This window comes from Blastococcus sp. TBT05-19 (genome assembly GCF_003319095.1).
GTDB lineage: Bacteria > Actinomycetota > Actinomycetes > Mycobacteriales > Geodermatophilaceae > Blastococcus.
In genome coordinates, this window is sequence record NZ_QOHI01000004.1 from 304,935 (window position 1) to 330,255 (window position 25,321).

Here is a 25,321-nt window from a genome sequence, read left to right on the forward strand (position 1 = left end):
GTCTCGCAGCCGGGGCCGCGTGCCCGCCCGGGTCAGCCGCCCACCTGCGCCGGGGTCTCGCCACCTTCGAGGTCGCCCTCGGTGTCGAGGTAGGCCTGCTGCAGCTCGGCCAGCAGAGCGGGGTCGGGCTCGGCCCACATCTTCCGGTCCACCGCCTCCAGCAGCCGCTCGGCGATGCCGTGCAGCGCCCACGGGTTCGACGTCTCCATGAACTCGCGGTTCTCGGGGTCCAGCACGTAGGTCTGCGCGAGCTTCTCGTACATCCAGTCGGCGACGACGCCGGTCGTGGCGTCGTAGCCGAACAGGTAGTCCACCGTCGCGGCCAGCTCGAAGGCGCCCTTGTAGCCGTGCCGGCGCATGGCGGCCAGCCACTTGGGGTTGACCACGCGGGCGCGGAAGACGCGGGCGGTCTCCTCGGTGAGCGAGCGGGTGCGCACCTGCTCGGGGCGGGTCGAGTCGCCGATGTAGGCCTTGGGCGCCGTGCCCGTCAGCGCGCGGACGGTCGCGACCATGCCGCCGTGGTACTGGAAGTAGTCGTCGGAGTCGGCGATGTCGTGCTCGCGGGTGTCGACGTTCTTCGCCGCGACCGCGATCCGCCGGTACGCGGACTCCATGTCCGGCCGAGCCTCGACGCCGTCGAGGTCGCGGCCGTAGGCGTAGCCGCCCCACACCGCGTAGACCTCGGCGAGGTCGGCGTCGCCGCGCCAGTTCCGGCTGTCGATGAGCGGGAGCAGGCCGGCGCCGTACGCACCGGGCTTGGAGCCGAACACCCGGGTGGTGGCGCGGCGCCGGTCGCCGTGCTGCGCGACGTCGGCGTCCACGTGCGCCTTCACGTAGTTGCGGTCGGCCGGCTCGTCGAGGGAAGCGGCCAGGGTGACGGCGTCGTCGAGCATGGTCACGACGTGCGGGAAGGCGTCCCGGAAAAAGCCGCTGATCCGCACGGTGACGTCGATCCGCGGACGGCCCAGCTCCTCGAGGTCGATCGCCTCCAGGGAGGTGACCCGGCGCGAGGCGTCGTCCCACACCGGCCGGACGCCGAGCAGCGCGAGCACCTCGGCGACGTCGTCACCCGAGGTCCGCATGGCCGAGGTGCCCCACACCGAGAGCCCGACCGACCGCGGGTGCTCCCCGGTGTCGGCGACGTACCGCTCGACCAGCGACTCGGCCATCGCCTGGCCGGTCTCCCACGCCAGCCGCGAGGGCACCGCCCGCGGGTCGACCGAGTAGAAGTTCCGGCCGGTCGGCAGCACGTTGACCAGCCCGCGCAGCGGCGAGCCCGACGGGCCGGCCGGCACGTAGCCGCCCTCGAGGGCGTGCAGCGTCGCGTCCATCTCGTCGGTGGTGCGGGCCAGCCGGGGCACGACCTCGTCCACGGCGAACCGGAGCACGGCGCCGACCGTCGCGTCCTCGCGGCCCAGCACCTCGCGCACGACGTCGTCCACCGCGTCGCCGGTCCAGCCGCGCGCCTCCATGGCGGCGACGAGCGCCTCCGCCCGCTCCTCGACGGCGTCGGTGGCCCGCAGCCCCGCGGTGCCGTCCTCGACCAGGCCGAGCGCCTCGCGGAGCCCGGGCAGCGCCACCGAGCCGCCCCAGATCTGGCGGGCGCGCAGGATCGCCAGCACCAGGTCGATCCGGTCCTGGCCGCTGGGCGGGGACCCGAGCACGTGCAGGCCGTCGCGGATCTGGGAGTCCTTGATCTCGCACAGCCATCCGTCGACGTGCAGGATCATCTCGTCGAAGTGGTCGTCCTCCGGGCGCTCGTTCAGCCCCAGGTCGGAGTCGAGCTTCGCCGCCTGCAGCAGCGTCCAGATCTGCGCCCGGACGGCGGGCAGCTTCGCCGGGTCCATCGCCGCGACGTTGGCGTGCTCGTCGAGCAGCTGCTCCAGCCGGGCGATGTCGCCGTAGGCGTCGGCGCGGGCCATCGGCGGCACCATGTGGTCGACCAGGGTGGCGTGCGCGCGGCGCTTGGCCTGGCTGCCCTCGCCCGGGTCGTTGACCAGGAACGGGTAGACCAGCGGCAGGTCGCCGATCGCGGCGTCCGGGCCGCAGGAGGCCGACAGCCCGACGGTCTTGCCCGGCAGCCACTCCATGTTGCCGTGCTTGCCGACGTGCACGAGCGCGTGCGCGCCGAAGGTCTCCCGCAGCCACGCGTAGGCCGCCAGGTAGTGGTGGGACGGCGGCAGGTCGGGGTCGTGGTAGATCGCGATCGGGTTCTCCCCGAAGCCGCGGGGCGGCTGCACCATGACGACGACGTTCCCGGCGCGGAGGGCGGCGAAGACGATTGCCTGGTCGGGGCCGGAGCCGTCCACGAACAGCGAGCCCGGCGCCTCGCCCCAGTGCTCGGTCATCGCCTCGCGGAGATCGGCGGGCAGCGTGTCGAAGAAGCGCTGGTACTCGGCCGCCGGGATGCGCACCGGGTTGCCGGACAGCTGCTCCTCGGATAGCCAGTTCTCGTCCTGGCCGCCGGCGGCGATGAGCGCGTGGAACAGGGCGTCGCCGTCCAGGTCGGCCACGCCGGGCAGCGCGCCGGGGCCGTCGAACGGGCCGATGTCGTAGCCCGCGCCGTGCAGGGCGGCGAGCAGCCGCACCACCGACGCCGGGGTGTCCAGGCCGACCGCGTTGCCGATCCGCGCGTGCTTGGTCGGGTAGGCGCTGAGCATCACCACGATCCGGCGCTCCCCGGGCGGGGTGTGCCGCAGCCGCGCGTGGGCCACGGCGGTGCCGGCGACCCGCGCCGCGCGCTCGGGGTCGGGGACGTAGGAGGTCAGCCCGTCCTCATCGGTCTCCTTGAAGGAGAACGGCACGCTGATCAGCCGGCCGTCGAACTCCGGGATGGCGACCTGGTTGCCCACGTCCAGCGGGGAGAGCCCGTCGTCGTCGGCCAGCCAGTCCGCCCGCGAACGGGTCAGGCACAGCCCCTGGATCACCGGCACGTCGAGCTCGGCGAGCTGGCCGACGTCCCAGGCTCCGTCGTCGCCGCCGGCCTGGGCGGTCGCCGGTCGCGAGCCGCCGGCGGCGAGCACCGTGACGACCAGCGCGTCGGCGGTGCGCAGCGTGGCCAGCAGCTCGTCGGACACCGACCGGAGCGAGGAGGTGAACACCGGCAGCGCCCGCCCGCCGGCGTCCTCGATCGCGGTGCACAGGCCCTCGACGAAGCCGGTGTTCCCGGAGAGGTGGTGGGCCCGGTAGTAGAGGACGGCGACGGTCGGGCCGGTGCCACGGCTGTCCCGCTCGAGCAGCCCCCACTCCGGGGCGACCGACGGCGGCTCGAAGCCCTCGCCGGTGAGCAGCACCGTGTCGGACAGGAAGCGGTGCAGCTGGACCAGGTTGTCCGGCCCGCCCTGCGCGAGGTAACCGTGCGCCTCGGTGGCCACGCCCATCGGCACGGTGGAGAGCTCCATCAGCTCCGCGTCGGGCAGCTGCTCGCCACCGAGGACGACCACCGGCGCGGACCCGGCCAGCAGCGGCGCGAGCATCTCCTCGTACTGCCGCCGCACCCCGAGGATCCGGACGACGACGACGTCGGCGCCCTCGGTCAGCGCTGCCATCCCCGCGTCGTCCAGCCGGGCCGGGTTGCCGAGCCGCCAGTCGGCGCCGCTGGCGCGGGCGGAGAGCAGATCGGTGTCGCTGGTGGAGAGCAGGGTGAACACGGCGGCGCCGCCTCCCTCGGGGTCCGCGCCCCGAATCGATGGGTACGGCAGCCGGAGTGTCTGGCTCGCCCGGCCTGGAGGGGCCGGGCTCACAGTGGCGGGACCGCGCCGGAATCGCACCGGCTTCCTCGCTGCGCTGCCGCGGTGGACCGCACGCTACCGCCGGCGCGTCCGCATCCGGACGGCGGCCCGCAGGTGAAGTCCCTGCACCACCCGGACCGCCCGAGGAGTCGTCATGACCCTGCGTTCTCCGTCCCGTCGCACCCCCTCCGGCACGAGCGAGCCGCGCCCACCCGGCGCCCGGGTCCTCGCCGTGCACCGCATCGGCGCGCTCGTCGTGGCCGCGGTCATCGCGGTGTTCGGCGTCCTCGGCTTCGCTGACGGCCTGGAGTTCTTCTCGACCGAGGGCGAGCGAATCCTCGGCCTGTCCTCGAACGGCCTGCTGTCGACCATCTCGATCGTCACCGCGATCGTGCTGGTCGTGGCGGCGCTGCGCGGCCCGCGGGTCGCCTCGACGGTCATGATCGTCGTCGGCGTGCTGTTCCTGGTGTCCGCGCTGGCCAACCTGGCCGTGCTGCGCACCGACCTCAACCTGCTCGCCTTCCGCTTCCCCAACGTGGTGTTCTCAGTCGTCGCCGGTCTGCTGCTGCTCACCCTGGGCACCTACGGGCGGGTCACCGGGAACCTGCCGCCCGACAGCCCGTACGCCCGGCCGCGTGCCGAGGAGGACGAGGACTCCGTCGACGGGATCCCGTCGACGCCGGAGGAGTTCGCGGCCGAGCGGGCCATGCGCGAGGCGGAGGTCGCGGTCGTGCAGCACATCGCCAGCGCCGAGCAGCGCCGCCGCGTGGCCGCCATGGCCGAGCACACCCGCCGGGCCGACCGACGCCGGGTGTGGATGTCGTTCGACTCCGGGACCGGCGGCGGGTCCTCGGCGTCGTAGCGTTTCCCGCATGACCGTTCCCCGGAGCCGGGCCGACGCCTGCCCGGGTGCCCTGCAGACGCACGCCGCGGCCGACGGGCGGCTGGCCCGGGTCCGCGTCCCCGGCGGACTGCTCACCGCCGCGCAGCTCCGGGTCCTGGGCGCCGCCGCGCTCGACCTCGGCGACGGCGCACTGGAGCTGACCAGCCGCGGCAACGTGCAGCTGCGCGGCCTCCGGGACGGCGGCGGGGCCGAGCTCGGCGAGCGGCTGGCCGACGCCGGGCTGCTGCCCAGCGCCACCCACGAGACGGCGCGCAACCTCCTGGCCAGCGTCCTCAGCGGCCGGTCCGGCGGGGTGCTGGACGTGCGGCCGTGGGTGCGCGCCTTCGACGCCGCGCTGTGCGGGGAGCCGTCGCTCGCGGCGCTGCCCGGCCGGTTCCTGGCCACCTTCGACGACGGCCGCGGCGACGTCTCGGCGCTGGGCGCCGACGTCGGACTGGTGGCGCTCGGGGCGGGCACGGTGGCCCTGACGCTCGGCGGCCGGGACAGCGGGCTGCGCTGCGCGCCCGTGGACGCCGTCGGGGTGGCGATGGCGGCCACCCGGGCCTTCCTCGACGAGCGCGCCGCGCAGGGCGGGTCGGCCTGGCGGCTGGCCGAGCTGGTCGAGGGACCGGCTCTCGTGGCGGCGCGGCTGGGTGTGGCTCCGGCGTCCGAGCCGGTGGTGCTGCCGGCCGAGCCCCGGGTCCGGCCGGTCGGCGCGGTGCGCCAGGACGACGGCCGGACGGCGCTGGCCGCGATCGTGCCGTTGGGCCGGCTGACCGCCGCGCAGGTCGGCCTCCTGGCCGGGCTCGCGGCGGAGGTGCAGCTGAGCCCGTGGCGCGGTGTGGTGGTGCCCGACCTGCCCGACGACTCGGCGGCGGCGCTGCTGGTGGGCGCGGGCCTCGTGCTCGACCCGGCCAGCCCGTGGACGCGGGTGACGGCGTGCGCCGGGCTGCCCGGCTGCGCGAAGTCGCTGGCCGACGTGCGGGCCGACGCGACGGCCGCCGTCGTCACGGGCACGCTGCCCCTCGCCGGTGCCCGTCAGCACTGGGCCGGCTGCGAGCGCCGGTGCGGTCGACCTTCGGGTGAGGTCGTGGACGTCGTCGCCACCGGCTCGGGCTACCGCGTCGGCGCTCCGGGCTGACCCGCTCGGCCGCCGCGCCCGGCAAGGGTGGCCCTGCCTGGCAGGGGGCCTTACCTCGCCGAGCTCGGGCGGCATCGCCCTGCACAGGCGGACACACCAGCCCGAGTCGCCGCCGCCACCGGCTCGGGCTACCGCGTCGGCGCCCCGGGCTGACCTGCTGGCCCGGCGGTGTCAAGAGCCTTGCCGGATCTGTGGACAGGCTTCTGAGCTCGGGATTCGCGCTGCGGATGTCAGTCCGGTCCGTTAGTATTCGTACATGCGTTCGACTAGTTCAGTAGCTCTGGAGGCGGCTCTCGACGAGCTGTCGTCCGAGCGGCTGGACGGTCTGTTCGGGCCGGCGCTCATCGAGCGGGAAGCGCAGCTGATCGTCGCGGCGAACCGGCTCGCAGCCGAGCTGGCCAGGACGACGCGGCAGTGCGAGCTGGCCGGAGCGGCAGACGTCGACGGCAAGGCGTCGATGCCCGCCTGGCTGCGCGGGCACGCCCGCTTCTCCGCGTCCGCCGCCTCGGCACTGGTCCGCAACGGCCGGGCGTTGGAGCGGCTGCCCACCCTCGCCGTGGCGTTCGCGTCCGGTGCGGTGTCTGCCGAGGCCGTGGCCGCGATCGCGCCGGTGGTGGCACCCAAGAACGTGGCCGCCGCCGAGGCCTCGGGCGTGGACCTGGCCCAGATCGACGAGCTGCTCACCGAGGTCGCCGCCGGTGCCTTCCACGCCGATCTGCGCAAGGCGGTCGCGCACTACCTGGACCGCCTGGACCCCGACGGCACCGAGCCCGACCCGACCGAGCAGCGCTCCTTCACCCTGGTCAAGCATGCCGACGGCTCGTCCACCGGCCACTTCGAGCTCGACGCCGTGGGAACCGAGAAGGCGCAGGCGGCGCTGGAGTCGATCGTGCAGGCCGACCGCCCCGCCGGTGACACCAGAACGCGGGCCCAGCAGCAAGCCGACGCGTTCGTGCAGCTGTGCGACAACCAGCTCGCCGCCGGTGGTCTCCCGACCCTGCGCACGGTCAAGCCGCACGTCGTGGTGACCATCCCGCTGGACGACCTCGTCGGTTCCGACATGAGCCCGGCGACGGCCGACCTCGGGTTCGGGGCCACGATCTCCGCCGCCCGCGCTCGCTGGCTGGCCTGCGACGGCAACGTCACCCGCATCGTCATCGGCCCCGAAGGCCAACCCCTCGACCTCGGCCGCAGCCACCGCGTCACACCGCACCCGCTGCGCCGCGTCATCGAGCACCGCGACCACCACTGCGTCTTCGCCGGCTGCGACGCACCGACCCACTGGTGCGACGTCCACCACCTCGTCCACTGGGCCCACGGCGGCGAAACCGAACCCGGCAACCTCGCGCTGCTGTGCGAACGGCACCACACCAAGGTCCACCACGGCTTCCGGATCGACCGCGACGAACACGGCCGATGGCACACCTACCGGCCCGACGACACCGAGATCCTGATCCTCCCCCGCATCCCCGACGACGCGGTGCGCGCCCGCGCGGGCTGACCCGCCCCGGCGGCCGGGCCGCGCTCCCGGGACGTAGCCTCTGCGCCCGATGGTGGTCTACGAGTACGAGAAGGACGGCGCCGAGATCTACCGGCAGTCGTTCGCGACGATCCGCGCCGAGGCCGATCTGGCGGGCCTGCCCGCTGACCTGGCGCGGGTGGCGGTGCGCATGATCCATGCCTGCGGGCAGGTCGACCTGGTCGACGACATCGCGTACTCCCCCGCCGTCGTGCAGCGCGCCCGCGAGGCCCTCGACGCGGGTGCTCCGGTGCTCTGCGACGCCACGATGGTCTCCAGCGGCATCACCCGGCGGCGGCTCCCGAAGGACAACGACGTCGTCTGCACGCTCAACGACCCGAGGACCCCGGGCCTCGCCGCGGAGCTCGGCACCACCCGCACCGCGGCGGCGCTGGAGCTGTGGCGGGACCGGCTCGACGGCGCCGTCGTCGCCATCGGCAACGCCCCCACGGCCCTGTTCCACCTGCTGGAGATGGTCGCCGCCGGTGCGCCCCGTCCGGCCGCCGTCCTCGGCATTCCGGTCGGCTTCATCGGCGCCGTCGAGTCCAAGGACGCGCTGGCCGCCTCCGACCTCGACTTCCTCGTGGTGCGCGGACGCCGGGGCGGCAGCGCGATCACCGCGGCTGCCGTGAATGCGATCGCGAGTGATGTGGAGTGAGCGGGCGGCTGTACGGGGTCGGGCTCGGCCCGGGTGACCCGGAGCTGGTCACGGTCAAGGCCGCCCGACTGATCGCCGCGGCCGACGTCGTCGCCTTCCACGCCGCCCGGCACGGCCGGTCCGTGGCCCGCGCGCTCGCCGAGCCCTACCTGCGCCAGGGTCAGATCGAGGAGCTGCTGGTCTACCCGGTCACCACCGAGACCACCGACCACCCCGGCGGCTACCAGGGCGCGATCGACGAGTTCTACGAGGCCGCCGCCGCCCGGCTCGCCGCGCACCTGGACGCCGGGCGCGACGTCGTCGTCCTGGCCGAGGGCGACCCGCTCTTCTACGGCTCCTACATGCACATGCACAAGCGCCTGGCGCACCGGTACCCGACCGAGGTCGTCCCCGGGGTCACCAGCGTCAGCGGCGCGGCCGCCGCCGTCGGCCGCCCGCTGGTCGAGCGCGACGAGGTGCTCACCGTGCTGCCCGGAACCCTTCCGGTGGAGCAGCTCGCCGAGCGGCTGGCCGCCACCGACTCGGCCGCGGTGATGAAGCTCGGTCGCACGTTCCCGCAGGTCCGGGAGGCGTTCGAGCGGGCCGGCGTCATCGACCGGGCGCTGTACGTCGAGCGGGCCACCACCGACCGCCAGCGCACCCTGCCGCTGGCCGACGTCGACCCGGCGAGCGTCCCCTACTTCTCGCTGGCCCTGCTGCCGAGCCCGTTGACCCCGCAGCTCGTCGAGCCGGCCACTCCCGCGGCGGCCACCCCGGGCGCGGGCGAGGTCGTCGTCGTCGGCCTCGGACCGGGCGCGCGCGGCTGGACCACCCCGGAGGCCGCCGAGGCGCTCGCCGCCGCCGACGACCTCGTCGGCTACGGGCCCTACGTCGACCGGGTGCCGGCGAACCCCCGCCAGGTCCGCCACCCCAGCGACAACCGGGTCGAGGCCGAGCGGGCCGCCCACGCCCTGGAGCTCGCCCGCTCCGGACGCCGGGTCGCCGTCGTCTCGAGCGGCGACCCCGGCGTCTTCGCCATGGCCGCCGCGGTCCTCGAGGTCGCCGCCCGGCCCGAGTTCGCCGGCGTCCGGGTCCGCGTGGTCCCGGGGCTCACCGCGGCCCAGGCGGTCGCCTCCCGGGTGGGGGCGCCGCTGGGCCACGACTTCTGCGTCCTCTCGCTCTCCGACGTCCTCAAGCCGTGGCACGTGATCGTCGACCGGCTCCGGCACGCCGCCGCCGCGGACCTGGTCATCGCCCTCTACAACCCGCGGTCGAAGCACCGGCCGCACCAGCTCGGCGAGGCGCTGCAGGCGCTGCTGGAGGTCAGGGCCGCGGAGACGGTCGTCGTCGTCGGTCGCGACGTCGGTGGACCGGAGGAGCGGCTGACCGTCACCACCCTCGGCGAGCTCGACCCGGAGACCGTCGACATGCGCTGCCTGGTGCTGATCGGCTCGTCGCAGACGCGGGTCACGCCCACCGGCGCGGTGTACACGCCACGGACGTATCCCGGCTGACACGCCGGAGCCGGGAATGATCCGGCTCTCGTTGCGCTTGGCAACGACCATGCCCGTGCCGACGCTTCCGCGCACCCCGGCGTTCTGGACGGCGGCCGGACTGCTGCTGCTGATCCTGGCCGCCTCGGGTGTCCCGACCCCCCTGTACCGCGTCTACCAGGAGCAGTTCGGGTTCGGCCCGGGGATGCTGACGATCGTCTTCGGCATCTACGCCTTCGCACTGCTGGCCACGCTGCTGGTCGTGGGAGGGCTGTCCGACCACGTCGGCCGGCGTCCGGTCCTGGTCGGTGGCCTGCTGCTCCAGGCGGTGGCCATGGGGATCTTCCTCGCCGCCGACGGCATCGGCTGGCTGCTGGCGGCGCGGGTGGTGCAGGGCCTCTCGGTGGGCGCGCTCACCGGCACGCTCGGCGCCGTGCTGCTCGACACGCAGCGCCCCGAGCGGCCGCTGGGCCCGCTCCTGAACAGCGCGGCACCCGGCCTGGGGCTCTCCGCCGGCGTCGTCGGTGCCGGCCTCGCCGTCGAGTTCGCGGACTCGCCGACCCGCTGGATCTTCGCCGTCCTCACCGTCGCCGTGCTGGCGGCCGCGGCGGTCGTCGCCTTCCTGCCCGAGACCTCGCCCCGCGCCCCGGGTGCCCTGGCGTCGCTGCGCCCGACGGTGCGGGTGCCGCGGTCCCAGCGGTCGGCGTTCCTCACCGCGCTGCCGGTGCTCGTCGCCGCCTGGGCGCTCGGCGGCCTCTACCTCTCCCTCGGGCCCTCGCTCGCCGCCTCGGTCTTCGGCATCGAGGCCCCGCTGGTCGGCAGCCTGCTGGTCCTGGCCATGCAGGGCACCGCCGCGTTCGGCGCGGTCGTCGGCCACAACCTGCCGGCCGAGCGGGCCATGGTCGCCGGGGCGTCGGTCTTCGCCGCCGGCGTCGCCGGGACGATCGCGGCCCTGCTGACCGGCGAGACCGTCGTGCTGTTCCTGTCCGCGGTCGTCTCCGGGCTCGGCTTCGGCATGGCGTTCCTCGGCGCGGTCGCCCTCTCGAGCGCCGGGGTCGCCCCCGGCGAGCGGGCCGGGCTGCTGTCCAGCGTCTTCGTCGTCGGCTACCTGAGCTTCAGCGTGCCGGCGATCATCGCCGGCTCCCTCTCGGCCACGGTCGGGCTCGAGCGGGTGACCGAGGTCTACGCCGCCGTGCTCGTGGTGCTCGCCCTGACGGCGGTGGCCGGCGTCCGGATGCGCCGGCGCCGCGCCGCCCGGCCCGAGCAGCCGGTCGGCGCGGCGCGGGAGTCGCTCGCGGCCTGAGCCGGCTCAGCGCCCCGGGTACGGCGCCGCCCGCAGCGCCTTGGCGAGGTGCGCGGCGTTCTCCGCCAGCGTCGCCGTCGTGGAGGCCACCGCCTCCGGCGTCTCGTCGAGGTCCATGTAGTCCGTGCCGCCCATCGCCTGGTCGTTCCAGTAGGTCGACCCCTGGGCCGGGATGGTGAACCCGATGTCGTCGAGGCCCTGGAACAGGTCGGCGACGATCTTGTGCGCGCCGTCCTCGTTGCCGACGACGGACACCACCGCCACCTTGCCGGTGACCAGCGGGCGGCCGGAGTCGTCGGTCTCGGACAGCTCGCCGTCCAGCCGCTCCAGCACGCGCTGGGCCACGCTGCTCATGTGCCCGACCCAGGTCGGCGTCGACACGATCAGGATGTCCGCGGCCATCATCTGCTCGCGGATCGCCGGCCACTGGTCGCCCTCGCCCATGTCCACCTCGACACCCGGCTTCACGTCGTGGTCGACCACCCGGACGACGTCGCCGGTGACGCCGTGCTTCTCCAGCTCGGCCAGGATCTGGCGGGCGATCAGGTCGCTGCTGGAGGGGGCGGGCGAGGCCTTGAGGCTGCAGACGAGGGCGAGGGCGCGGAGCGGCTGGGTCGAGGTCATGGCCGGTCTCTGCCCCGCTCACCAGCGGTTCCACACATGTTGCGCACGACCGATCCAGCTGCGACCCGCCGGTCAGGCCTTCCGCACCGCGTCGAGGAAGCCGTCCACGCGCTCGCGCAGCTCCGCCACGCGCTCCTCGGCGACCTCCTCGGGGTCGCGCTCGCGCAGCCACGGCGGGATCTCGCTCCGTGCCCGCTCGGCGCACCGGAGGTCGGCGCAGATGTAGGTCCCGACCGTGTTGCCGTTGCGGCCGGCCTCGCCGCTGCGCCGGGCGGTGAACAGCGAGATCGCATCGCCCGACTGCGCCGTCTGGCACAGCAGGCACATCGCCGGGGTGCGGCTGGACATCCTCGTGTCGGCGGCGCGCAGCGAGACGCCCACCGGACCGTCCCCCTGCGGCACGACGAGGTAGCCGCGCAGCGGGGCCTTCGCGTCGCGCCAGCCCAGCAACGCCAGCTCCGCCAAGGCCAGCTGCCCGAACTCCCTGGGCAGCGTCAGACCCGACGCCTCGCCCCGCGAGCAGTTGATGAACGACCGGCGCACCTGCTGCTCGGTCATGGCGTCCACGGTGGCGTGCTCCTGTCGGTCGTGCCGCATCCCGGTGGGGATCCTCCGTCAGGATCCTTCGCGCCGCGAACAGTTTTCGGCCAGCCACGCCAGGGCCGCCGCCACCGTCGCCACGACCGGCACGCCGGGCGGCAGCGGCGGACGTCGCACCAGCACGACCGGCAGCCCGAGCTCGCGAGCGGCGGTGAGCTTGGCCGCCGTCATCGACCCGCCGCTGTCCTTGGTGACGACGACCTCGACCGCGTGCTCGCGCAGCAGGGCGCGCTCGTCGTCGAGGCCGAACGGCCCCCGCGCGAGCACGACCGTGGTGCGCGCCGGCAGCGGCGGGTCCGGCGGATCGACCGAGCGCACGAGGCAGTGCGCCGTCAGCCCGGCGAAGGCCCCGAGCCCCTGCCGGCCGGTGGTGAGGAACACGCGGTCGAACCCCGCGACGGCGGCGGCTGCGCCCTCCAGCGAGTCCGCCCAGCGCCAGTCGTCGCCCGGACCGGCGAGCCAGCCCGGCCGCTGCAGCCGGAGCAGCGGGGTGCCCGTGCGGCTGCAGGCAGCGGCGGCGGAGGCGGTCATCGTGGCGGCGAAGGGGTGCGTCGCGTCCACGACGGCATCCACCGCCGCACCCCCCAGCCAGGCGGCCAGACCGTCGGCCCCGCCGAAGCCCCCGACGCGCACCTCGCCCGGCGGCAGCACCGGGTCGGACACCCGGCCGGCCAGCGAGCTGACGACGTCCACGCCCCGCTCCACCAGCGCCGTGGCCAGCGCCCGCGCCTCGCCGGTGCCGCCGAGCACCAGCACCCGCCCGGTCACGCCGCGCCGCCGTGCATGCTGACCGGGTGACGACGGCGGCGGAGGGCACCGGTCTGCGCTCCGGCTGGACCACCGGCGCGTGCGCCACCGCGGCGACCACCGCGGCCTACACCGCGCTGCTCACCGGCGAGTTCCCCGACCCGGTGACCATCGACCTGCCGCACGACCGGCACCCCTCCTTCGCGCTGGCCACCGAGCTGCTCGAGGACTGCGCCGCGACCGCGGGCGTGGTCAAGGACGCCGGCGACGACCCCGACGTCACCCACGGCGCCCTGGTCTCGGTGCGGGTGACCCCCGGCGACCCGGGCAGCGGCGTCACCTTCCGCGCCGGGCCGGGCGTCGGCACGGTGACCAAGCCCGGCCTGCCCCTGGAGGTCGGCGAGCCGGCGATCAACCCGATGCCGCGGCAGTTCATCCGCGAGCACGTCGCGGCGGTCGCGGCGCGGCACGGCGGCACCGGCGACGTCGTCGTCGAGGTGTCGGTCGAGCACGGCGAGGAGCTGGCCCGGCGCACCTGGAACCCGCGGCTCGGCATCCTCGGCGGGCTGTCGATCCTGGGCACCACCGGCGTCGTCGTCCCGTACTCGTGCTCGGCGTGGATCGACTCCATCCGCCGCGGCATCGACGTCGCCCGCGCGGCCGGGTACGCGCACGTCGCCGCGTGCACCGGCAGCACCAGCGAGCGGGTCGCGGTCGAGACCTACGGCCTGCCCGAGGACGCGCTGCTCGACATGGGCGACTTCGCCGGCGCCGTCCTGAAGTACCTGCGCCGCCACCCGGTCGACCGGCTCACCGTGGCCGGCGGCATCGGCAAGCTCGCGAAGCTCGCCGACGGGCACCTCGACCTGCACTCGGGCCGGTCCCAGGTGTCGTTCGGGTCGCTGGCCGACCGGGTGCGCGACGCCGGGGGCGCACCGGAGCTCGTGGCCGGCGTGCGCGGGGCGAACACCGCGCTCGACGCCCTCCGGCAGTGCGAGGCGGCCGGCCTGCCGCTGGGCGACCTGGTCGCCACCGCGGCCCGGGAGACGGCGCTCGGCGTGCTCCGGGGAGCCCCGGTGACCGTCGACGTGATCGTGATCGACCGCGCCGGCGTGGTGGTCGGCCGCGCCTAGCGGCATCGCGAGGTCGAGTACAGGTGGCTGTCGGGGAACTCCCCCGCGGTGAGCACCGAGCCGACGATCACCACCGCGGTCCGCTTCACGCCGGCCTCGGCGACCTGACCGGCGATGTCGGCGAGCGTCCCGCGCAAGATCAGCTCGTCGTCGCGGCTGGCCCGGGCGACGACGGCGACCGGGCAGTCGGCGCCGTAGTGCGGCACCAGCTCCGGCACCAGCTCGTCGATCCGCTGCACGGCCAGGTGCAGCACCAGCGTGGCGCGGGAGGCGCCGAGGGTGGCCAGGTCCTCCCCCGGCGGCATCGGCGTGGACCGGGCCGACGTGCGCGTGAGGATCACCGTCTGCCCGACGCCCGGCACGGTCAGCTCGCGCTTGAGCGAGGCGGCGGCCGCGGCGAACGCGGGCACCCCGGGGACGACGTCGTAGGGCACCCCCGCGGCGTCCAGCCGGCGCATCTGCTCGGCCATGGCGCTGTACACCGACGGGTCGCCGGAGTGCAGCCGGGCGACGTCTTGCCCGGCCTCGTGCGCGGCGACCAGCTCGGCGGTGATCCGGTCGAGGTCGAGGTCGGCGGTGTCGACCAGCCGGGCGCCGGGCGGCGCGGTGTCCAGCAGCTCCCGGGGCACCAGGGCGCCCGCGTACAGGCAGACCGGCGCGGTGGCGATCAGCCGCGCGGCCCGGACCGTGATCAGGTCCGCCGCCCCCGGACCGGCTCCGATGAAGTGCACGGTCACGGCTTGGCTCCCGACCAGATCGTCACGGGCATGGCGGCCTTCCAGCCGGTGAAGCCGCCCACCGGGGCGGCGGTGGCGACGGCCAGGCGCACCAGGTCGCCCCCGTGCCGGGCGTGCAGCTGCGCGAGCACCGCCTCGGTCTCCAGCGTGACGGCGTTGACCACCAGCCGGCCCCCCGGGCGCAGCGCGGACCAGCACGCGTCCACGACGCCGGGCACCGTCGCGCCGCCGCCCACGAACACCGCGTCCGGCGCGGGGAGCCCGGTCAGGGCCTCCGGAGCCGCGCCCTCGACGACGTCGAGCCCCGGCACGCCCAGCCGCGCGGCGTTGCGCCCGATGCGCCGCACCCGCACCGGATCGCGCTCCACGGCCACCGCGCGGCACGACGGGTGCGTGCGCATCCACTCGATGCCGATCGATCCCGCGCCCGCGCCGACGTCCCACAGCAGCTGCCCGGGCAGCGGGGCCAGCCGGGCGAGCGTGACCGCCCGGACGTCGCGCTTGGTCAGCTGGCCGTCGTGCTCGAAGGCGTCGTCGGGCAGGCCCGGGACGGTGGGCAGCGGCACGGTGCCCGGATCGGGGACGACCTCGACGGCGGTGACCACCAGCGGATCGGTGCCGGCGTGCGGCCAGCCGGCGGCGGTGGCCGCCAGCACCCGCTCCCGCGGACCGCCCAGCTGCTCCAGCGCGAGCACCCGGCTGGCGCCGTGGCCGAGCCCGGCCACCAGCGCCGCGACCTGCGCGGGGGTGCGCCCGTCCGAGCCGAGCACCAGCAGCCGGCGACCGGGCGTGACGTGCGGCGCCACCAGCTCCACCGCCCGGCCGACCACGGTCACCACCGTCGTCTCCTCCACCGCCCAGCCCAGCCGGGCGCAGGCCAGCGTGACCGACGAGGGGTGCGGCAGGACGTCGACCGCGCCGGCACCGTGCAGCCGGACCAGCGAGGTGCCGACGCCGCTCAGCATCGGGTCGCCGCTGGCCAGCACCACCACCCGCCGCCCCGGGTGCGCGGTGGGCAGATCGCGCAGCGCCGGGCCCATCGGCGAGGGCCACGGCACCCGCTCGGCGGGCACGTCCCCGGGCACCAGGCCCAGCTGGCGGGCGCTGCCGCGCAGCACGTCGGCGGCCTCGACGGCGCGCCGGGCACGCGGCGAGAGGCCGTCCCACCCGTCCGCGCCGATGCCCACGACCGTGATGCGGTCGGCGGACGACGAGGGCTCGGTGGCGGGCACGGGCGCCGATCCTAGGCAGGCCGCCCGATCGCGCCAGGCGCCGCGGCCGTCGCGTGCAGCCGTCGCTTGGCGAGCGCGATGGGCACCTGACCGACGACGGCGGGGAGCACCCAGAACACCGGGTTGCCGGTCTCGGCGACCAGCAGGGCGGTGACCAGCGCGAGGTAGGACCCGCCGAGGAGGTGCGGCTGCAGCGTCCGCCACGCGGGCCAGCCGCGGCGGCGGGCCAGGGCGCCCGCGACGGCCAGGCCCTCGGTGAGGACGGCGACCGGCAGCAGCCACGCCAAGCCGGGTGCGGCGAGAGCGAGGACCGCACCGGTGACGGCGGCGACGGCGACCGCCGCCTGGTAGCCGACGGCCAGGGACCGGCCGTGCGCCCCCGACAGGCGGGCCAGCAGCCATGCCGGCCCGAGGAGCAGCCCCGCCGAGCCGGCCAGGACGTGCACGCCGAGCACCGCGTCACGCACCATCGGGACCGCCTCCGGGTGAGCCGTAGAGCATCCCGGCCGTCCGCCGGGCCAGGTCCAGCAGCGCGTCGCCGTCCCCGTCCGGAGCGAGGCCGGCGGCCGCGAGGTTGCCGCTCGCGGCGAGACCGGCGAGCCCGTGCACGAGCGACCAGGCGGCGACGACGGCGGCGCGGGCGTCGTCCACCCGGCCGGTGGAGGCCAGCACGTCCACGCCGCCCTGCAGCACGCCGAAGGTGCGTGCGCGGGCGGCGGCGAGCTCGGGGTCGGCCAGGTCGAGGGCGTCCGGCGTGAACATCACCGCGAAGTGGCCGGGGTGGTCGCGGGCGAAGCGGACGTAGGCCACCCCGACCTCCAGGAACCCGGCCGGCGCCGCCGCCTCGAGCTCCGCGGCGAGCAGCCGGTGCCCCTCGGCCGCGACCGCCGTGAGCAGCCCGGTCCGCGAGGCGAAGTGGTGCCGGTGGGCGGCGTGCGAGACGCCCAGCGAGCGGGCCAGCGCCCGGATGGACACCTCGGCGACGCCGGACCGCGCGGCCACCTCGGCCGCGGAGCGCATCAGCAGCTCGCGGAGGTCGGCGTCGGTGCGGGGCACGCTCCCACCTTGCCACCGGCAACTTGCCAGTGGCAAGGGACCGGCGCGCGAGCAGCCGTCGGCCGGCCTGTCGCCGCGCCGAGCGGTCGTGGTCTGATGTCGGAGCCACACGCGACGGCAGTGGAGGAAGCCCGGTGAGAATCCGGCGCGGTCCCGCCACTGTGAGCCGGCCCTCGGGCCGGTGAGTCAGGAACTCCCGCCGTCGCGCTCCTGCCACCTCCGGGCGTGGACACCCGGGGAGAGGACGCGTGTCATGCGCGGGTACCCCGCATGAGCTTTCCCTTCGCCGCCGTCGTCGGCATGGACGACCTGCGCCTGGCGCTCCTGCTCAACGCCGTCTCCCCCGCCGTCGGCGGGGTGCTGGTGCGCGGCGAGAAGGGCACCGCGAAGTCGACCACCGTGCGTGCGCTGACCGCGGTGCTGCCACCGGTCGACGTCGTCGCCGGCTGCCGCTTCGGGTGCGACCCGGCGGCGCCCGACCCGGCCTGCCCGGACGGTCCGCACGAGCCCGGCGTCGCCGCACAGACCCGCCCGGCGCGGCTGGTCGAGCTGCCGGTCGGGGCGTCGGAGGACCGGCTGGTCGGCTCGCTGGACCTCGAGCGGGCCCTGACCGAGGGCGTGAAGGCCTTCGAGCCCGGGCTGCTGGCCGCCGCGCACCGCGGCGTCCTCTACGTGGACGAGGTCAACCTCCTCCACGACCACCTCGTCGACCTGCTGCTGGACGCAGCGGCGATGGGCACCGCCTACGTCGAGCGCGAGGGCATCTCCGTGCGGCACGCCGCCCGCTTCCTGCTGGTCGGCACGATGAACCCCGAGGAGGGCGAGCTCCGGCCCCAGCTGCTGGACCGGTTCGGGCTGACCGTGGAGGTCGCCGCCCCGCGCGACCCCGACGTCCGCGCCGAGGTGGTGCGCCGCCGCTTCGCCTCCGACGCCGACCCGGCCGGCTTCGCCGCCACCTGGGCCGCGGAGGAGACCGCGCTCGCCGGGCGGATCGCCGCCGCCCGCGAGCTGCTGCCCCGGGTGGTCCTCTCCGACGACGCGCTGCGCCAGGTGACCGCCGTCTGCGCCGCCTTCGACGTCGACGGCCTGCGCGCCGACCTGGTCACCGCCCGGGCCGCGATGGCGCACGCCGCCTGGTGCGGCCGGGAGGAGGTCACCGAGGACGACGTGCGGGTGGCCGCCCGGCTGGCGCTGCCGCACCGCCGGCGTCGCAACCCGTTCGACGCGCCCGGGCTGGACGACGACACCCTCGACCGGGCGCTGGAGGACTCCCGCCCGGACGACGACCCCCCGCCCCCGCCGGACGGTCCGGAGGACGACGGCCCTGACCCCGCCGGCCCCTCCCCCGACGGCGGCAGCACCCCGGACGGCGGCGGCCCGGGCGGCGACGACCCCGACGGGGGCCGAAATGGCCATTTTGGCCCCGCCGCGGAGGGTGGGAGCGAGGACGGCGAGGCGCCGCGGTCCGGGCCGGCACCGGAGCGCGCGGCCGTCGCGCCGGCGGACCCGGTGCGCGTGCGCCGGCTCGAGGTGCCCGGCATCGGCGCGGGTGCACCCGGCCGCCGTTCGCGGGCGCGGTCCGAGCGCGGCCGCGTCGTCGGGTCCACCCGTCCCGCGGGTCCGGTCACCCGGCTGCACCTGCCCGCCACCGTGCTCGCCGCCGCGCCCCACCAGCACGCCCGCGGTCGCACGGGGCCCGGCCTGCGGGTGGTCCGCGACGACCTGCGCCAGGCCGTGCTCGAGGGTCGCGAGGGCAACCTCGTGCTCTTCGTCGTCGACGCCAGCGGCTCCATGGGCGCCCGCTCGCGGATGGCCGCGGTCAAGGGCGCGGTGCTCTCGCTGCTGCTGGACGCCTACCAGCGGCGGGACAAGGTCGGCCTGGTCACCTTCCGCGGCGGCGACGCCGAGCTGGCACTGCCGCCCACCTGGTCGGTGGAGGCGGCGGCCGCGCGGCTCACCGGGCTGCCCACCGGCGGGCGCACCCCGCTGGCCGCCGGCCTGCTGCGCGCGGCCGAGGTGCTGCGCGTGGAGCGGGTCCGCGATCCCCGCCGGCGCCCGCTGCTCGTCGTCGTCACCGACGGCCGGGCCACCGGCGCGCGGGGCGGCGACCACCTCGGTGAGGCCCGCCGGGCGGCGGCGCTGCTCGCCGGGACCGGCACGTCGGCCGTCGTCGTCGACTGCGAGTCGGGGCCGGTCCGGCTGGGGCTCGCCGCGGCGCTGGGCACGGTCCTCGGCGCGGAGACGCTGCGGCTCGACGAGCTCGGCGCCGACTCGCTCGCGGGCACCGTCCGCGCCGCCCGGCGGGTGGCCTGACATGCCGCAGGGGCAGGTCGAGGTCGTCCCGGCCGACGGGCTGACCACCCGGCAGCGCCGCAACCGCCCGCTGCTCGCCGTGCACACCGGCGAGATGAAGGGCAAGTCCACCGCCGCCTTCGGCATGGCCATGCGCGCCTGGAACCAGGGCTGGTCGATCGCGGTCTACCAGTTCGTCAAGAGCGCCAAGTGGAAAGTCGGCGAGGAGAACGCGCTGACCGCGCTGGGCCGGCTGCACGAGCAGACCGGCGAGGGCGGCCCGGTGGTCTGGCACAAGATGGGCAGCGGCTGGAGCTGGTCGCGCCGTCAGGGCACCGAGACAGACCACGCCGCCGACGCCGCCGAGGGCTGGGCGCAGATCAAGCGCGACCTGGCCGCCGAGGCCCACCGGTTCTACGTGCTCGACGAGTTCACCTACCCCCTGAAGTGGGGCTGGATCGACGTCGACGACGTGGTGCGCACGCTGGCCGACCGGCCCGGCAGCCAGCACGTCGTCGTCACCGGCCGGGACGCACCGGCGGCGCTGGTCGGGGCCGCCGACCTGGTCGTGGAGATGACCAAGGTCAAGCACCCGATGGACGCCGGCCAGAAGGGCCAGCGGGGGATCGAGTGGTGACCGCCCTGCCGCGGCTGGTCCTGGCGGCACCGTCGAGCAACGCGGGCAAGACCTCGATCGTCACCGGGCTGATCGCTGCCCTGACCGCCCGCGGGCTCACCGTGTCCCCGCACAAGGTCGGCCCCGACTACATCGACCCCGGCTACCACGGCCTGGCCGCCGGCCGCCCGGGCCGCAACCTCGATCCCTGGCTGGTGGGCGAGGAGCGCATCGCCCCGCTCTTCCTGCGCGGGGCGCTGCACCCCTCCCCCGCCGACGTCGCGGTGGTCGAGGGGGTCATGGGCCTGTTCGACGGCGCCGCGCACCCCGCGGTCGGCCCCGGGTTCGCCTCCACCGCGCACGTCGCCCGGCTGCTCGGCGCACCGGTCGTGCTCGTGGTGGACGCCGCGTCGCAGGCGCACAGCGTCGCGGCGCTGGTGCACGGCTTCGCCACTTTCGACCCCGCGATCCGGGTGGGCGGGGTGGTGCTCAACCGGGTCGGCAGCGACCGGCACGAGGCGATCCTGCGCGGCGCGCTGGCCGCCGCCGGGGTGACCGTGCTCGGTGCGGTGCGCCGGCACGAGCAGCTGCACACCCCGTCCCGGCACCTCGGGCTGATCCCCGCGGCCGAGCGCTCGGCCGCGGCCACCGCCACCGTGCACCGGCTCGGCGAGGTGGTCGGCGACGGGCTCGACCTGGACGCGGTGCTGGCCGTGGCCCGGTCCGCTCCCCCGCTGCACGCGACGCCGTGGGAGCCCACCGCCGAGGTCTCCGCGGTCGCCGGCCGGCCACGGATCGCCGTCGCCGGTGGAGCCGCCTTCACCTTCGGCTACGCCGAGAACGCCGAGCTGCTGGCCGCGGCCGGCGCCGAGGTCGTGACCGTCGACCCGCTGCGCGACGAGGCGCTCCCGGCCGGGACGGCCGGCCTGGTCGTGGGCGGGGGCTTCCCCGAGGTGCACGCCGCCGAGCTCTCGGCCAACGGATCGCTGCGCGCCGACGTCGCCGCGCTCGCCGCCCGCGGCGCTCCCGTGGCCGCGGAGTGCGCCGGTCTTCTGTACCTCGCCCGCGAGCTGGACGGTCTGCCCATGTGCGGCGTCCTGGACGTGGCGACGGCGATGAGCGGCCGGCTCACCCTGGGCTACCGGGAGGCCGAGGCCGCCGGACCGTCGGTGCTGGCTCCGGCCGGCACCCGGGTGCGCGGCCACGAGTTCCACCGCACGGCCGCCGTCCCCGTCGCCGGAGCGACCCCCGCCTGGCGGTGGGGCGGCGGCACCGAGGGCTTCACCTCCGGGGGCGTGCACGCCTCCTACCTCCACCTGAACTGGGCGGGCAGCCCCGAGCTGGCCACCCGCTTCGCCACCGCCTGCGCCGTCCGATCGGAGAAGGTCCGTGCACATCGCTGAAGGCTTCCTGCCCGCCGCGCACGCGATCGGCTGGACGGTCGCGGCCGCGCCGTTCGTCGCGCACGGCGCCCGTGCCGTGGTCAGGGAGGTGCGCGAGAACCCCGAGTCCACCCTGCTGCTCGGGGCGGCCGGCGCCTTCACCTTCGTGCTGAGCGCCATCAAGCTGCCCAGCGTCACCGGCAGCTCGAGCCACCCGACCGGCACCGGACCCGGGGCGATCCTCTTCCGGCCACCGGTGATGGCGCTGCTCGGCACCGTCGTGCTGCTGTTCCAGGCGCTGCTGCTCGCGCACGGCGGGCTGACCACGCTGGGGGCCAACGCGTTCGCCTTCGCCGTCGTGGGGCCGTGGGCCGGGTACGCCGCCTACCGGCTGGTCCGCGCCGCCGGTGCCGGCCTCCTGCCCGCCGTCTTCGCGGGCGTCGCGCTGGCCGACCTGGCCACGTACGGAACGACGTCGCTGCAGCTGGCGCTCGCGTTCCCCGACGCCTCCACCGGGCTGGCCGGCGCGCTGGTGAAGTTCCTCGGCGTCTTCGCCCTCACCCAGGTGCCCCTGGCCATCGGCGAGGGCCTGCTCGGGGTGCTGCTGTTCCGCGTGCTGACCGTCAACGCCCGGCCCGAGCTCGAACGGCTCGGGATCCTGCGTCCCGAACCCGCTGCCACCCCCGGAGGTGCCGCGTGAGCCGCCGCACGCTGGTCACCGGCCTGCTCGTCCTCGCCGTGATCGCGCTCTTCGCCGTCCCGCTGCTGGTGGACGGCGGGACGTCGGAGTACGGCGGCACCGACGCCGCCGTCACCGAGCAGCTCGAGGCCGACGGGTACACCCCGTGGTTCGACTCCCTGTTCAGCCCGGCCGGCGAGGTCGAGTCCGGTCTGTTCGCGCTCCAGGCCGCGCTCGGCGCGGGCGTGCTCGGCTACGTGCTCGGCCGGTTGCACGGGCGCCGTCGCGCAGCGGCGAGCGCCCCGGGACGCGACCCGCGGTGAGCCTCGCCGTCGACGACGCCGCCTGGGCCAGCGCCTGGCGCGGGCGCGCGCCCGGCGACAAGGTCCTCCTCTGCGGCGGGCTGGTCGGGTGCGCGCTGCTGCTGCCGGCCTGGCCGGGCAGCGTCCTGGTCGTGCTCGCCGTGGTGGGGCTGGCGCTGGGCCCGGCCCGCGTGCCGGCCCGCACCTTCGCTCGTGCCATCCGCTGGCCGCTGGCGTTCATCGCGGTCGGGGCGATCACGTCGGTCGTCGCCGTCTCGACCGACGGCATCGGCTGGGCGCCCGACGCGGTCGAGCGCGGCGGATCGCTGGTCGGCCACGCGCTCGCCGGGTCCGCCGCCGTGCTGCTGCTGGCCACCACGACCCCGGTCTCGGACCTGCTGCCGGCCCTGCGCCGGGCTCGGGTGCCGGCGGCCGTCGTGGAGGTGGCATCGCTGGTCTACCGGCTGCTCTTCGTGCTGCTGGACAGCCTGCGCACCATCCGGGAGGCGCAGGCCGCGCGCATGGGCCACTCCTCGCTGCGCCGCTCCTACCGCTCCTCGGGGGTGCTCGCCGCCGCCGTCCTGACCCGCTCGTGGGACCGGGCCCGCCGCCTGCAAGAGGGGCTGGCCTGCCGCGGGTTCGACGGCGGTCTGCGGGTGCTGCCCGAGGTCCTGCCGTCCTCCCGGATCTTCCAGGCCGCCTCGGTCGCGGGGCTGGGCGCGCTCGTCGCCACGTCGGTGCTGGTCCGGTGAGCCACCGCGACCTGACCGCCACCGGTCTGGTGGCCGGCTACGAGCGCGGCCGGCCGGTCCTCGACGGCGCCTCGCTCCGAGTGCCCGCCGGACGCCGGCTGGCCGTGCTCGGGGCGAACGGGTCGGGGAAGACGACGCTGCTGCGCTGCCTGTCCGGCGCGCTGGAGCCGTTCGGCGGCGAGGTCACCGTCGACGGGGTCGGGCTGGCGCACTCGCGCCGCGCGCTCCGGGCGCACCGCCAGGAGGTGCAGCTGGTGCTGCAGGACCCCGACGACCAGCTGTTCAGCGCCTCGGTCGCCCAGGACGTCTCCTTCGGCCCGCTCAACCTCGGGCTGGATGAGGCCGCCGTGCGCGCCCGCGTCGCCGAGGCCCTCGAGCTGCTCGCCGTCGGCCACCTGGCCGGCCGGCCCACGCACCGGCTGTCCTACGGCGAGCGCAAGCGGGTGGCGATCGCCGGGGCCGTGGCCATGCGCCCCTGCGTCCTGCTGCTGGACGAGCCGACGGCGGGCCTCGACCCGTCCGCGGTGGCCGACACCCTCGCCGCGCTGGCCCGGCTCCAGGCCGCCGACTCGACGGTGGTGATGAGCACCCACGACGTCGACCTCGCGCTGGCGTGGGCCGACGAGGTGGCCGTGGTGGCCGGCGGGACCGTGGTGCAGGGCGAGCCGGCCGCGCTGCTCGCCGACGACGCCCTGCTCCGTGCCGCCCGCCTCGCCCGCCCCTGGGCGCTGGAGGTCGGGGCCCGGCTGCGGGCGCTGGGGCTGCTCGGGGACGGCCCGCTCCCCCGCGACGCGGCCCGGCTGCTGGCCGCGCTGCCGGACCGCCCGGGGGTGCCCACGTGAGGACCGTCGGGATCGGGCTGGCCTCGGGGGTGAGCGCCGAGGAGGTGCTCGCCGCGGTGGACGCCGTGCTGCCCGACCCCCGCGCCCCCGTACGGCTGGCCACGCTGGACACCCGGGCCGGCGAGCCGGGGCTCGTCGCCGCCGCCGCCCGGCGCGGCTGGGCCCTGACCGGGCACCCCGCTTCTCGCCTGGCCCGCGTCGCCGTCCCCACCCCCTCGGCCGGGGTCGCGGCGCGGGTGGGCACCCCGTCGGTCGCCGAGGCGGCCGCCCTGGTCGAGGGCGGGTCGCTCCTGGTTCCCAAGACGGTGCACGGCCGGGTGACCGTCGCCCTGGCCGTCCCTCCCCCGCACCCACTCGTCCCTGGAGGACCGCTGACCCCCCGCACCGCTCCCGCTGTCCTCCAGCCGACCGGCCTGCGCCTGGCCGGCCGCGCGGTCGTCGTCGTCGGCGGCGGCACCCGGGCGCACCGCGCGGTCGCCGGGCTGCAGGACGCGGCCGCGGTCGTCACCGTGGTCGCCCCGGAGGTGACCCCGGCGCTGGAGGCGCTGGCGACGGCCGGCGCGCTCACCTGGCACCCGCGGCACTACGGGCCCGGCGACCTGCGCGGCGCCTGGTTCGCCGTGGCCGCGTCCGGGGACCCCGCGGTCGACGCCGCCGTCGCGCGCGAGGCCGAGCGGGAGCGGGTGTTCTGCGCCTCCGACGACCCCGCCGCCGGCGCCGTGCTCCCCGCCACCGGACGGATCGGCGACCTCGTCGTCGCCGTGCACGACGCCGGCTCGGCGGAGCGGGCCACCGACGTGCGCGACGCGGTGCTCGCGGCGATGACCGACGGGCTGCTGCCGGTCGCGGCTCCGACGACCGCCCGCGGCACCGTGGTGCTGGTCGGTGGCGGGCCAGGCGACCCGGGGCTGATCACCGTGCGCGGCCGCCAGGCCCTCGCCCACGCCGAAGTCGTCGTCGCCGACCACCTCGCCCCGCAGTCGCTGCTCGCCTCGCTGCCCCCCGAGGTCGAGGTCATCGACGCCTCCAAGCTCCCCCGCGGCCGCTCCATGGCCCAGGAGCAGATCAACGACCTCCTGGTCACCCACGCCCGGGCCGGCCGCCGCGTCGTCCGCCTCAAGGGCGGCGACCCCTTCGTCTACGGCCGCGGCATGGAGGAGCTCCAGGCCTGCGCGGCAGCCGGCATCCCCGTCGAGGTCGTCCCCGGCATCACCAGCGCCATCGCCGTCCCCGCCCTCGCCGGCATCCCGGTCACCCACCGCGGCCTCACCCACGAGTTCGTCGTCGTCTCCGGCCACCTGCCCCCCGGCCACCCCCAGTCCCTGGTCGGCTGGACCGCCCTGGCCCGGCTCCGCGGCACCATCGTCGTCCTCATGGGCGTCGACACCGCACCCGCCATCGCCGCCACCCTCGTCGAGCACGGCCGCGCACCCGAGACACCGGTCGCCATCGTCAGCGACGGCTCCACCCCCACCCAGCGCACCGTGCGGACCACGCTGGCCGACCTGCCCCGCACGATCGCCGAGACCGCCGTCCGCCCACCCGCCGTCTGGGTCGTCGGCGAGGTCGTCTCCCTGGCGACGTGATGGGACGGCCCCTTCGCGGGGACCCACCCTGAGC

23 protein-coding genes and 2 riboswitches are annotated in these 25,321 nt (G+C 76.3%); of the genes, 15 read left to right on the forward strand and 8 right to left on the reverse strand.

Annotated features, from left to right (window positions below):
• Positions 1-32: 32 nt before the first annotated feature.
• The gene (gene cobN, locus DQ244_RS12860) at positions 33-3,650 is read right to left on the reverse strand and encodes a cobaltochelatase subunit CobN (protein ID WP_113811868.1); all 3,618 of its coding nucleotides are present in this window, start codon (positions 3,648-3,650) and stop codon (positions 33-35) included.
• Between the two features lie 54 nt (positions 3,651-3,704).
• Positions 3,705-3,780: riboswitch (cobalamin riboswitch) on the reverse strand.
• Between the two features lie 105 nt (positions 3,781-3,885).
• Between cobN and DQ244_RS12865 the strand changes: the two genes are divergently transcribed.
• From DQ244_RS12865 to DQ244_RS12890, 6 genes are all read left to right on the forward strand, one after another.
• Positions 3,886-4,593, forward strand: a complete 708-nt coding sequence (locus tag DQ244_RS12865) for a DUF4383 domain-containing protein (RefSeq protein ID WP_113811869.1) — start codon at positions 3,886-3,888, stop codon at positions 4,591-4,593.
• Between the two features lie 10 nt (positions 4,594-4,603).
• Positions 4,604-5,755, forward strand: a complete 1,152-nt coding sequence (gene cobG / locus DQ244_RS12870) for a precorrin-3B synthase (RefSeq protein WP_113811870.1) — start codon at positions 4,604-4,606, stop codon at positions 5,753-5,755.
• Between the two features lie 256 nt (positions 5,756-6,011).
• Positions 6,012-7,256, forward strand: coding sequence for an HNH endonuclease signature motif containing protein (locus tag DQ244_RS12875; protein WP_113811871.1), 1,245 nt, complete (start codon positions 6,012-6,014; stop codon positions 7,254-7,256).
• Between the two features lie 49 nt (positions 7,257-7,305).
• The gene (locus tag DQ244_RS12880; protein WP_113811872.1) at positions 7,306-7,932 is read left to right on the forward strand and encodes a precorrin-8X methylmutase; all 627 of its coding nucleotides are present in this window, start codon (positions 7,306-7,308) and stop codon (positions 7,930-7,932) included.
• Positions 7,929-9,425, forward strand: a complete 1,497-nt coding sequence (locus tag DQ244_RS12885) for a precorrin-2 C(20)-methyltransferase (protein ID WP_113811873.1) — start codon at positions 7,929-7,931, stop codon at positions 9,423-9,425. Before DQ244_RS12880 ends, DQ244_RS12885 begins: the two co-directional genes overlap by 4 nt.
• 49 nt (positions 9,426-9,474) lie before the next feature.
• Entirely contained in the window at positions 9,475-10,707 is a 1,233-nt protein-coding gene (locus DQ244_RS12890; RefSeq protein ID WP_233491366.1) for an MFS transporter, read from the forward strand.
• 6 nt (positions 10,708-10,713) lie between these two features.
• Here the strand turns inward: DQ244_RS12890 and DQ244_RS12895 are convergent, their stop codons facing one another.
• From DQ244_RS12895 to DQ244_RS12905, 3 genes are all read right to left on the reverse strand, one after another.
• Positions 10,714-11,331, reverse strand: coding sequence for a flavodoxin family protein (locus DQ244_RS12895; protein ID WP_113811875.1), 618 nt, complete (start codon positions 11,329-11,331; stop codon positions 10,714-10,716).
• Positions 11,332-11,403: 72 nt separating this feature from the next.
• Positions 11,404-11,928: an FBP domain-containing protein gene (locus DQ244_RS12900; protein WP_233491367.1), complete on the reverse strand. Its 525-nt coding sequence runs from the start codon at positions 11,926-11,928 to the stop codon at positions 11,404-11,406.
• An 18-nt stretch (positions 11,929-11,946) separates the two neighbouring features.
• Positions 11,947-12,699, reverse strand: coding sequence for a cobalt-precorrin-6A reductase (locus DQ244_RS12905; RefSeq protein ID WP_199580374.1), 753 nt, complete (start codon positions 12,697-12,699; stop codon positions 11,947-11,949).
• 26 nt (positions 12,700-12,725) lie between these two features.
• Here DQ244_RS12905 and DQ244_RS12910 point away from each other — a divergent pair, with 26 nt between their 5' ends.
• Positions 12,726-13,811: a cobalt-precorrin-5B (C(1))-methyltransferase gene (locus tag DQ244_RS12910; RefSeq protein WP_113811876.1), complete on the forward strand. Its 1,086-nt coding sequence runs from the start codon at positions 12,726-12,728 to the stop codon at positions 13,809-13,811.
• Here DQ244_RS12910 and cobM read toward each other — a convergent pair.
• The 4 genes from cobM to DQ244_RS12930 are packed head-to-tail and all read right to left on the reverse strand — an operon-like array spanning position 13,808 to position 16,836.
• Entirely contained in the window at positions 13,808-14,548 is a 741-nt protein-coding gene (gene cobM / locus DQ244_RS12915) for a precorrin-4 C(11)-methyltransferase (protein WP_113811877.1), read from the reverse strand. The genes DQ244_RS12910 and cobM overlap by 4 nt on opposite strands.
• Entirely contained in the window at positions 14,545-15,780 is a 1,236-nt protein-coding gene (gene cbiE, locus DQ244_RS12920) for a precorrin-6y C5,15-methyltransferase (decarboxylating) subunit CbiE (protein WP_113811878.1), read from the reverse strand. The genes cobM and cbiE overlap by 4 nt, the downstream gene beginning before the upstream one ends.
• 11 nt (positions 15,781-15,791) lie before the next feature.
• On the reverse strand, positions 15,792-16,250 hold the full coding sequence (locus tag DQ244_RS12925; RefSeq protein WP_113811879.1) for a hypothetical protein: 459 nt from the start codon (positions 16,248-16,250) through the stop codon (positions 15,792-15,794).
• Positions 16,240-16,836 carry a TetR/AcrR family transcriptional regulator gene (locus DQ244_RS12930; protein ID WP_199580375.1) on the reverse strand — a complete coding sequence of 199 codons (597 nt, stop codon included), beginning with the start codon at positions 16,834-16,836 and terminating at the stop codon, positions 16,240-16,242. The genes DQ244_RS12925 and DQ244_RS12930 overlap by 11 nt, the downstream gene beginning before the upstream one ends.
• 83 nt (positions 16,837-16,919) lie before the next feature.
• Positions 16,920-17,052, forward strand: a riboswitch (cobalamin riboswitch).
• 54 nt (positions 17,053-17,106) lie between these two features.
• On the opposite strand from DQ244_RS12930, the gene DQ244_RS12935 reads away from it, so the two are divergent.
• The 8 genes from DQ244_RS12935 to cobA are packed head-to-tail and all read left to right on the forward strand — an operon-like array spanning position 17,107 to position 25,287.
• The gene (locus DQ244_RS12935; RefSeq protein ID WP_113811880.1) at positions 17,107-19,149 is read left to right on the forward strand and encodes a putative cobaltochelatase; all 2,043 of its coding nucleotides are present in this window, start codon (positions 17,107-17,109) and stop codon (positions 19,147-19,149) included.
• Between the two features lies 1 nt (position 19,150).
• Positions 19,151-19,765 (forward strand): cob(I)yrinic acid a,c-diamide adenosyltransferase, encoded by a 615-nt coding sequence (cobO, locus tag DQ244_RS12940; RefSeq protein ID WP_113811881.1) that lies wholly within the window; start codon positions 19,151-19,153, stop codon positions 19,763-19,765.
• Positions 19,762-21,147, forward strand: coding sequence for a cobyrinate a,c-diamide synthase (locus DQ244_RS12945; protein ID WP_113811882.1), 1,386 nt, complete (start codon positions 19,762-19,764; stop codon positions 21,145-21,147). The genes cobO and DQ244_RS12945 overlap by 4 nt, the downstream gene beginning before the upstream one ends.
• Positions 21,134-21,826, forward strand: a complete 693-nt coding sequence (locus tag DQ244_RS12950) for an energy-coupling factor ABC transporter permease (RefSeq protein WP_113811883.1) — start codon at positions 21,134-21,136, stop codon at positions 21,824-21,826. The genes DQ244_RS12945 and DQ244_RS12950 overlap by 14 nt, the downstream gene beginning before the upstream one ends.
• On the forward strand, positions 21,823-22,128 hold the full coding sequence (locus tag DQ244_RS12955) for an energy-coupling factor ABC transporter substrate-binding protein (protein ID WP_113811884.1): 306 nt from the start codon (positions 21,823-21,825) through the stop codon (positions 22,126-22,128). The genes DQ244_RS12950 and DQ244_RS12955 overlap by 4 nt, the downstream gene beginning before the upstream one ends.
• Positions 22,125-22,859, forward strand: coding sequence for a cobalt ECF transporter T component CbiQ (cbiQ, locus tag DQ244_RS12960; protein ID WP_113811885.1), 735 nt, complete (start codon positions 22,125-22,127; stop codon positions 22,857-22,859). Before DQ244_RS12955 ends, cbiQ begins: the two co-directional genes overlap by 4 nt.
• Positions 22,856-23,701 (forward strand): energy-coupling factor ABC transporter ATP-binding protein, encoded by an 846-nt coding sequence (locus DQ244_RS12965; RefSeq protein WP_113811886.1) that lies wholly within the window; start codon positions 22,856-22,858, stop codon positions 23,699-23,701. The genes cbiQ and DQ244_RS12965 overlap by 4 nt, the downstream gene beginning before the upstream one ends.
• On the forward strand, positions 23,698-25,287 hold the full coding sequence (cobA, locus tag DQ244_RS12970; RefSeq protein WP_113811887.1) for a uroporphyrinogen-III C-methyltransferase: 1,590 nt from the start codon (positions 23,698-23,700) through the stop codon (positions 25,285-25,287). The genes DQ244_RS12965 and cobA overlap by 4 nt, the downstream gene beginning before the upstream one ends.
• Positions 25,288-25,321 lie beyond the last annotated feature (34 nt).

Coding starts and splice junctions, on each gene's coding strand:
- DQ244_RS12865 (WP_113811869.1), top strand. CDS start 3,886: ATGACCCTGCGTTCTCCGTCCCGTCGCACCCCCTCCGGCACGAGCGAG.
- cobG (WP_113811870.1), top strand. CDS start 4,604: ATGACCGTTCCCCGGAGCCGGGCCGACGCCTGCCCGGGTGCCCTGCAG.
- DQ244_RS12875 (WP_113811871.1), top strand. CDS start 6,012: ATGCGTTCGACTAGTTCAGTAGCTCTGGAGGCGGCTCTCGACGAGCTG.
- DQ244_RS12880 (WP_113811872.1), top strand. CDS start 7,306: ATGGTGGTCTACGAGTACGAGAAGGACGGCGCCGAGATCTACCGGCAG.
- DQ244_RS12890 (WP_233491366.1), top strand. CDS start 9,475: ATGCCCGTGCCGACGCTTCCGCGCACCCCGGCGTTCTGGACGGCGGCC.
- DQ244_RS12895 (WP_113811875.1), bottom strand. CDS start 11,331: ATGACCTCGACCCAGCCGCTCCGCGCCCTCGCCCTCGTCTGCAGCCTC.
- DQ244_RS12900 (WP_233491367.1), bottom strand. CDS start 11,928: ATGCGGCACGACCGACAGGAGCACGCCACCGTGGACGCCATGACCGAG.
- DQ244_RS12925 (WP_113811879.1), bottom strand. CDS start 16,250: ATGGTGCGTGACGCGGTGCTCGGCGTGCACGTCCTGGCCGGCTCGGCG.
- DQ244_RS12935 (WP_113811880.1), top strand. CDS start 17,107: ATGAGCTTTCCCTTCGCCGCCGTCGTCGGCATGGACGACCTGCGCCTG.
- cobO (WP_113811881.1), top strand. CDS start 19,151: ATGCCGCAGGGGCAGGTCGAGGTCGTCCCGGCCGACGGGCTGACCACC.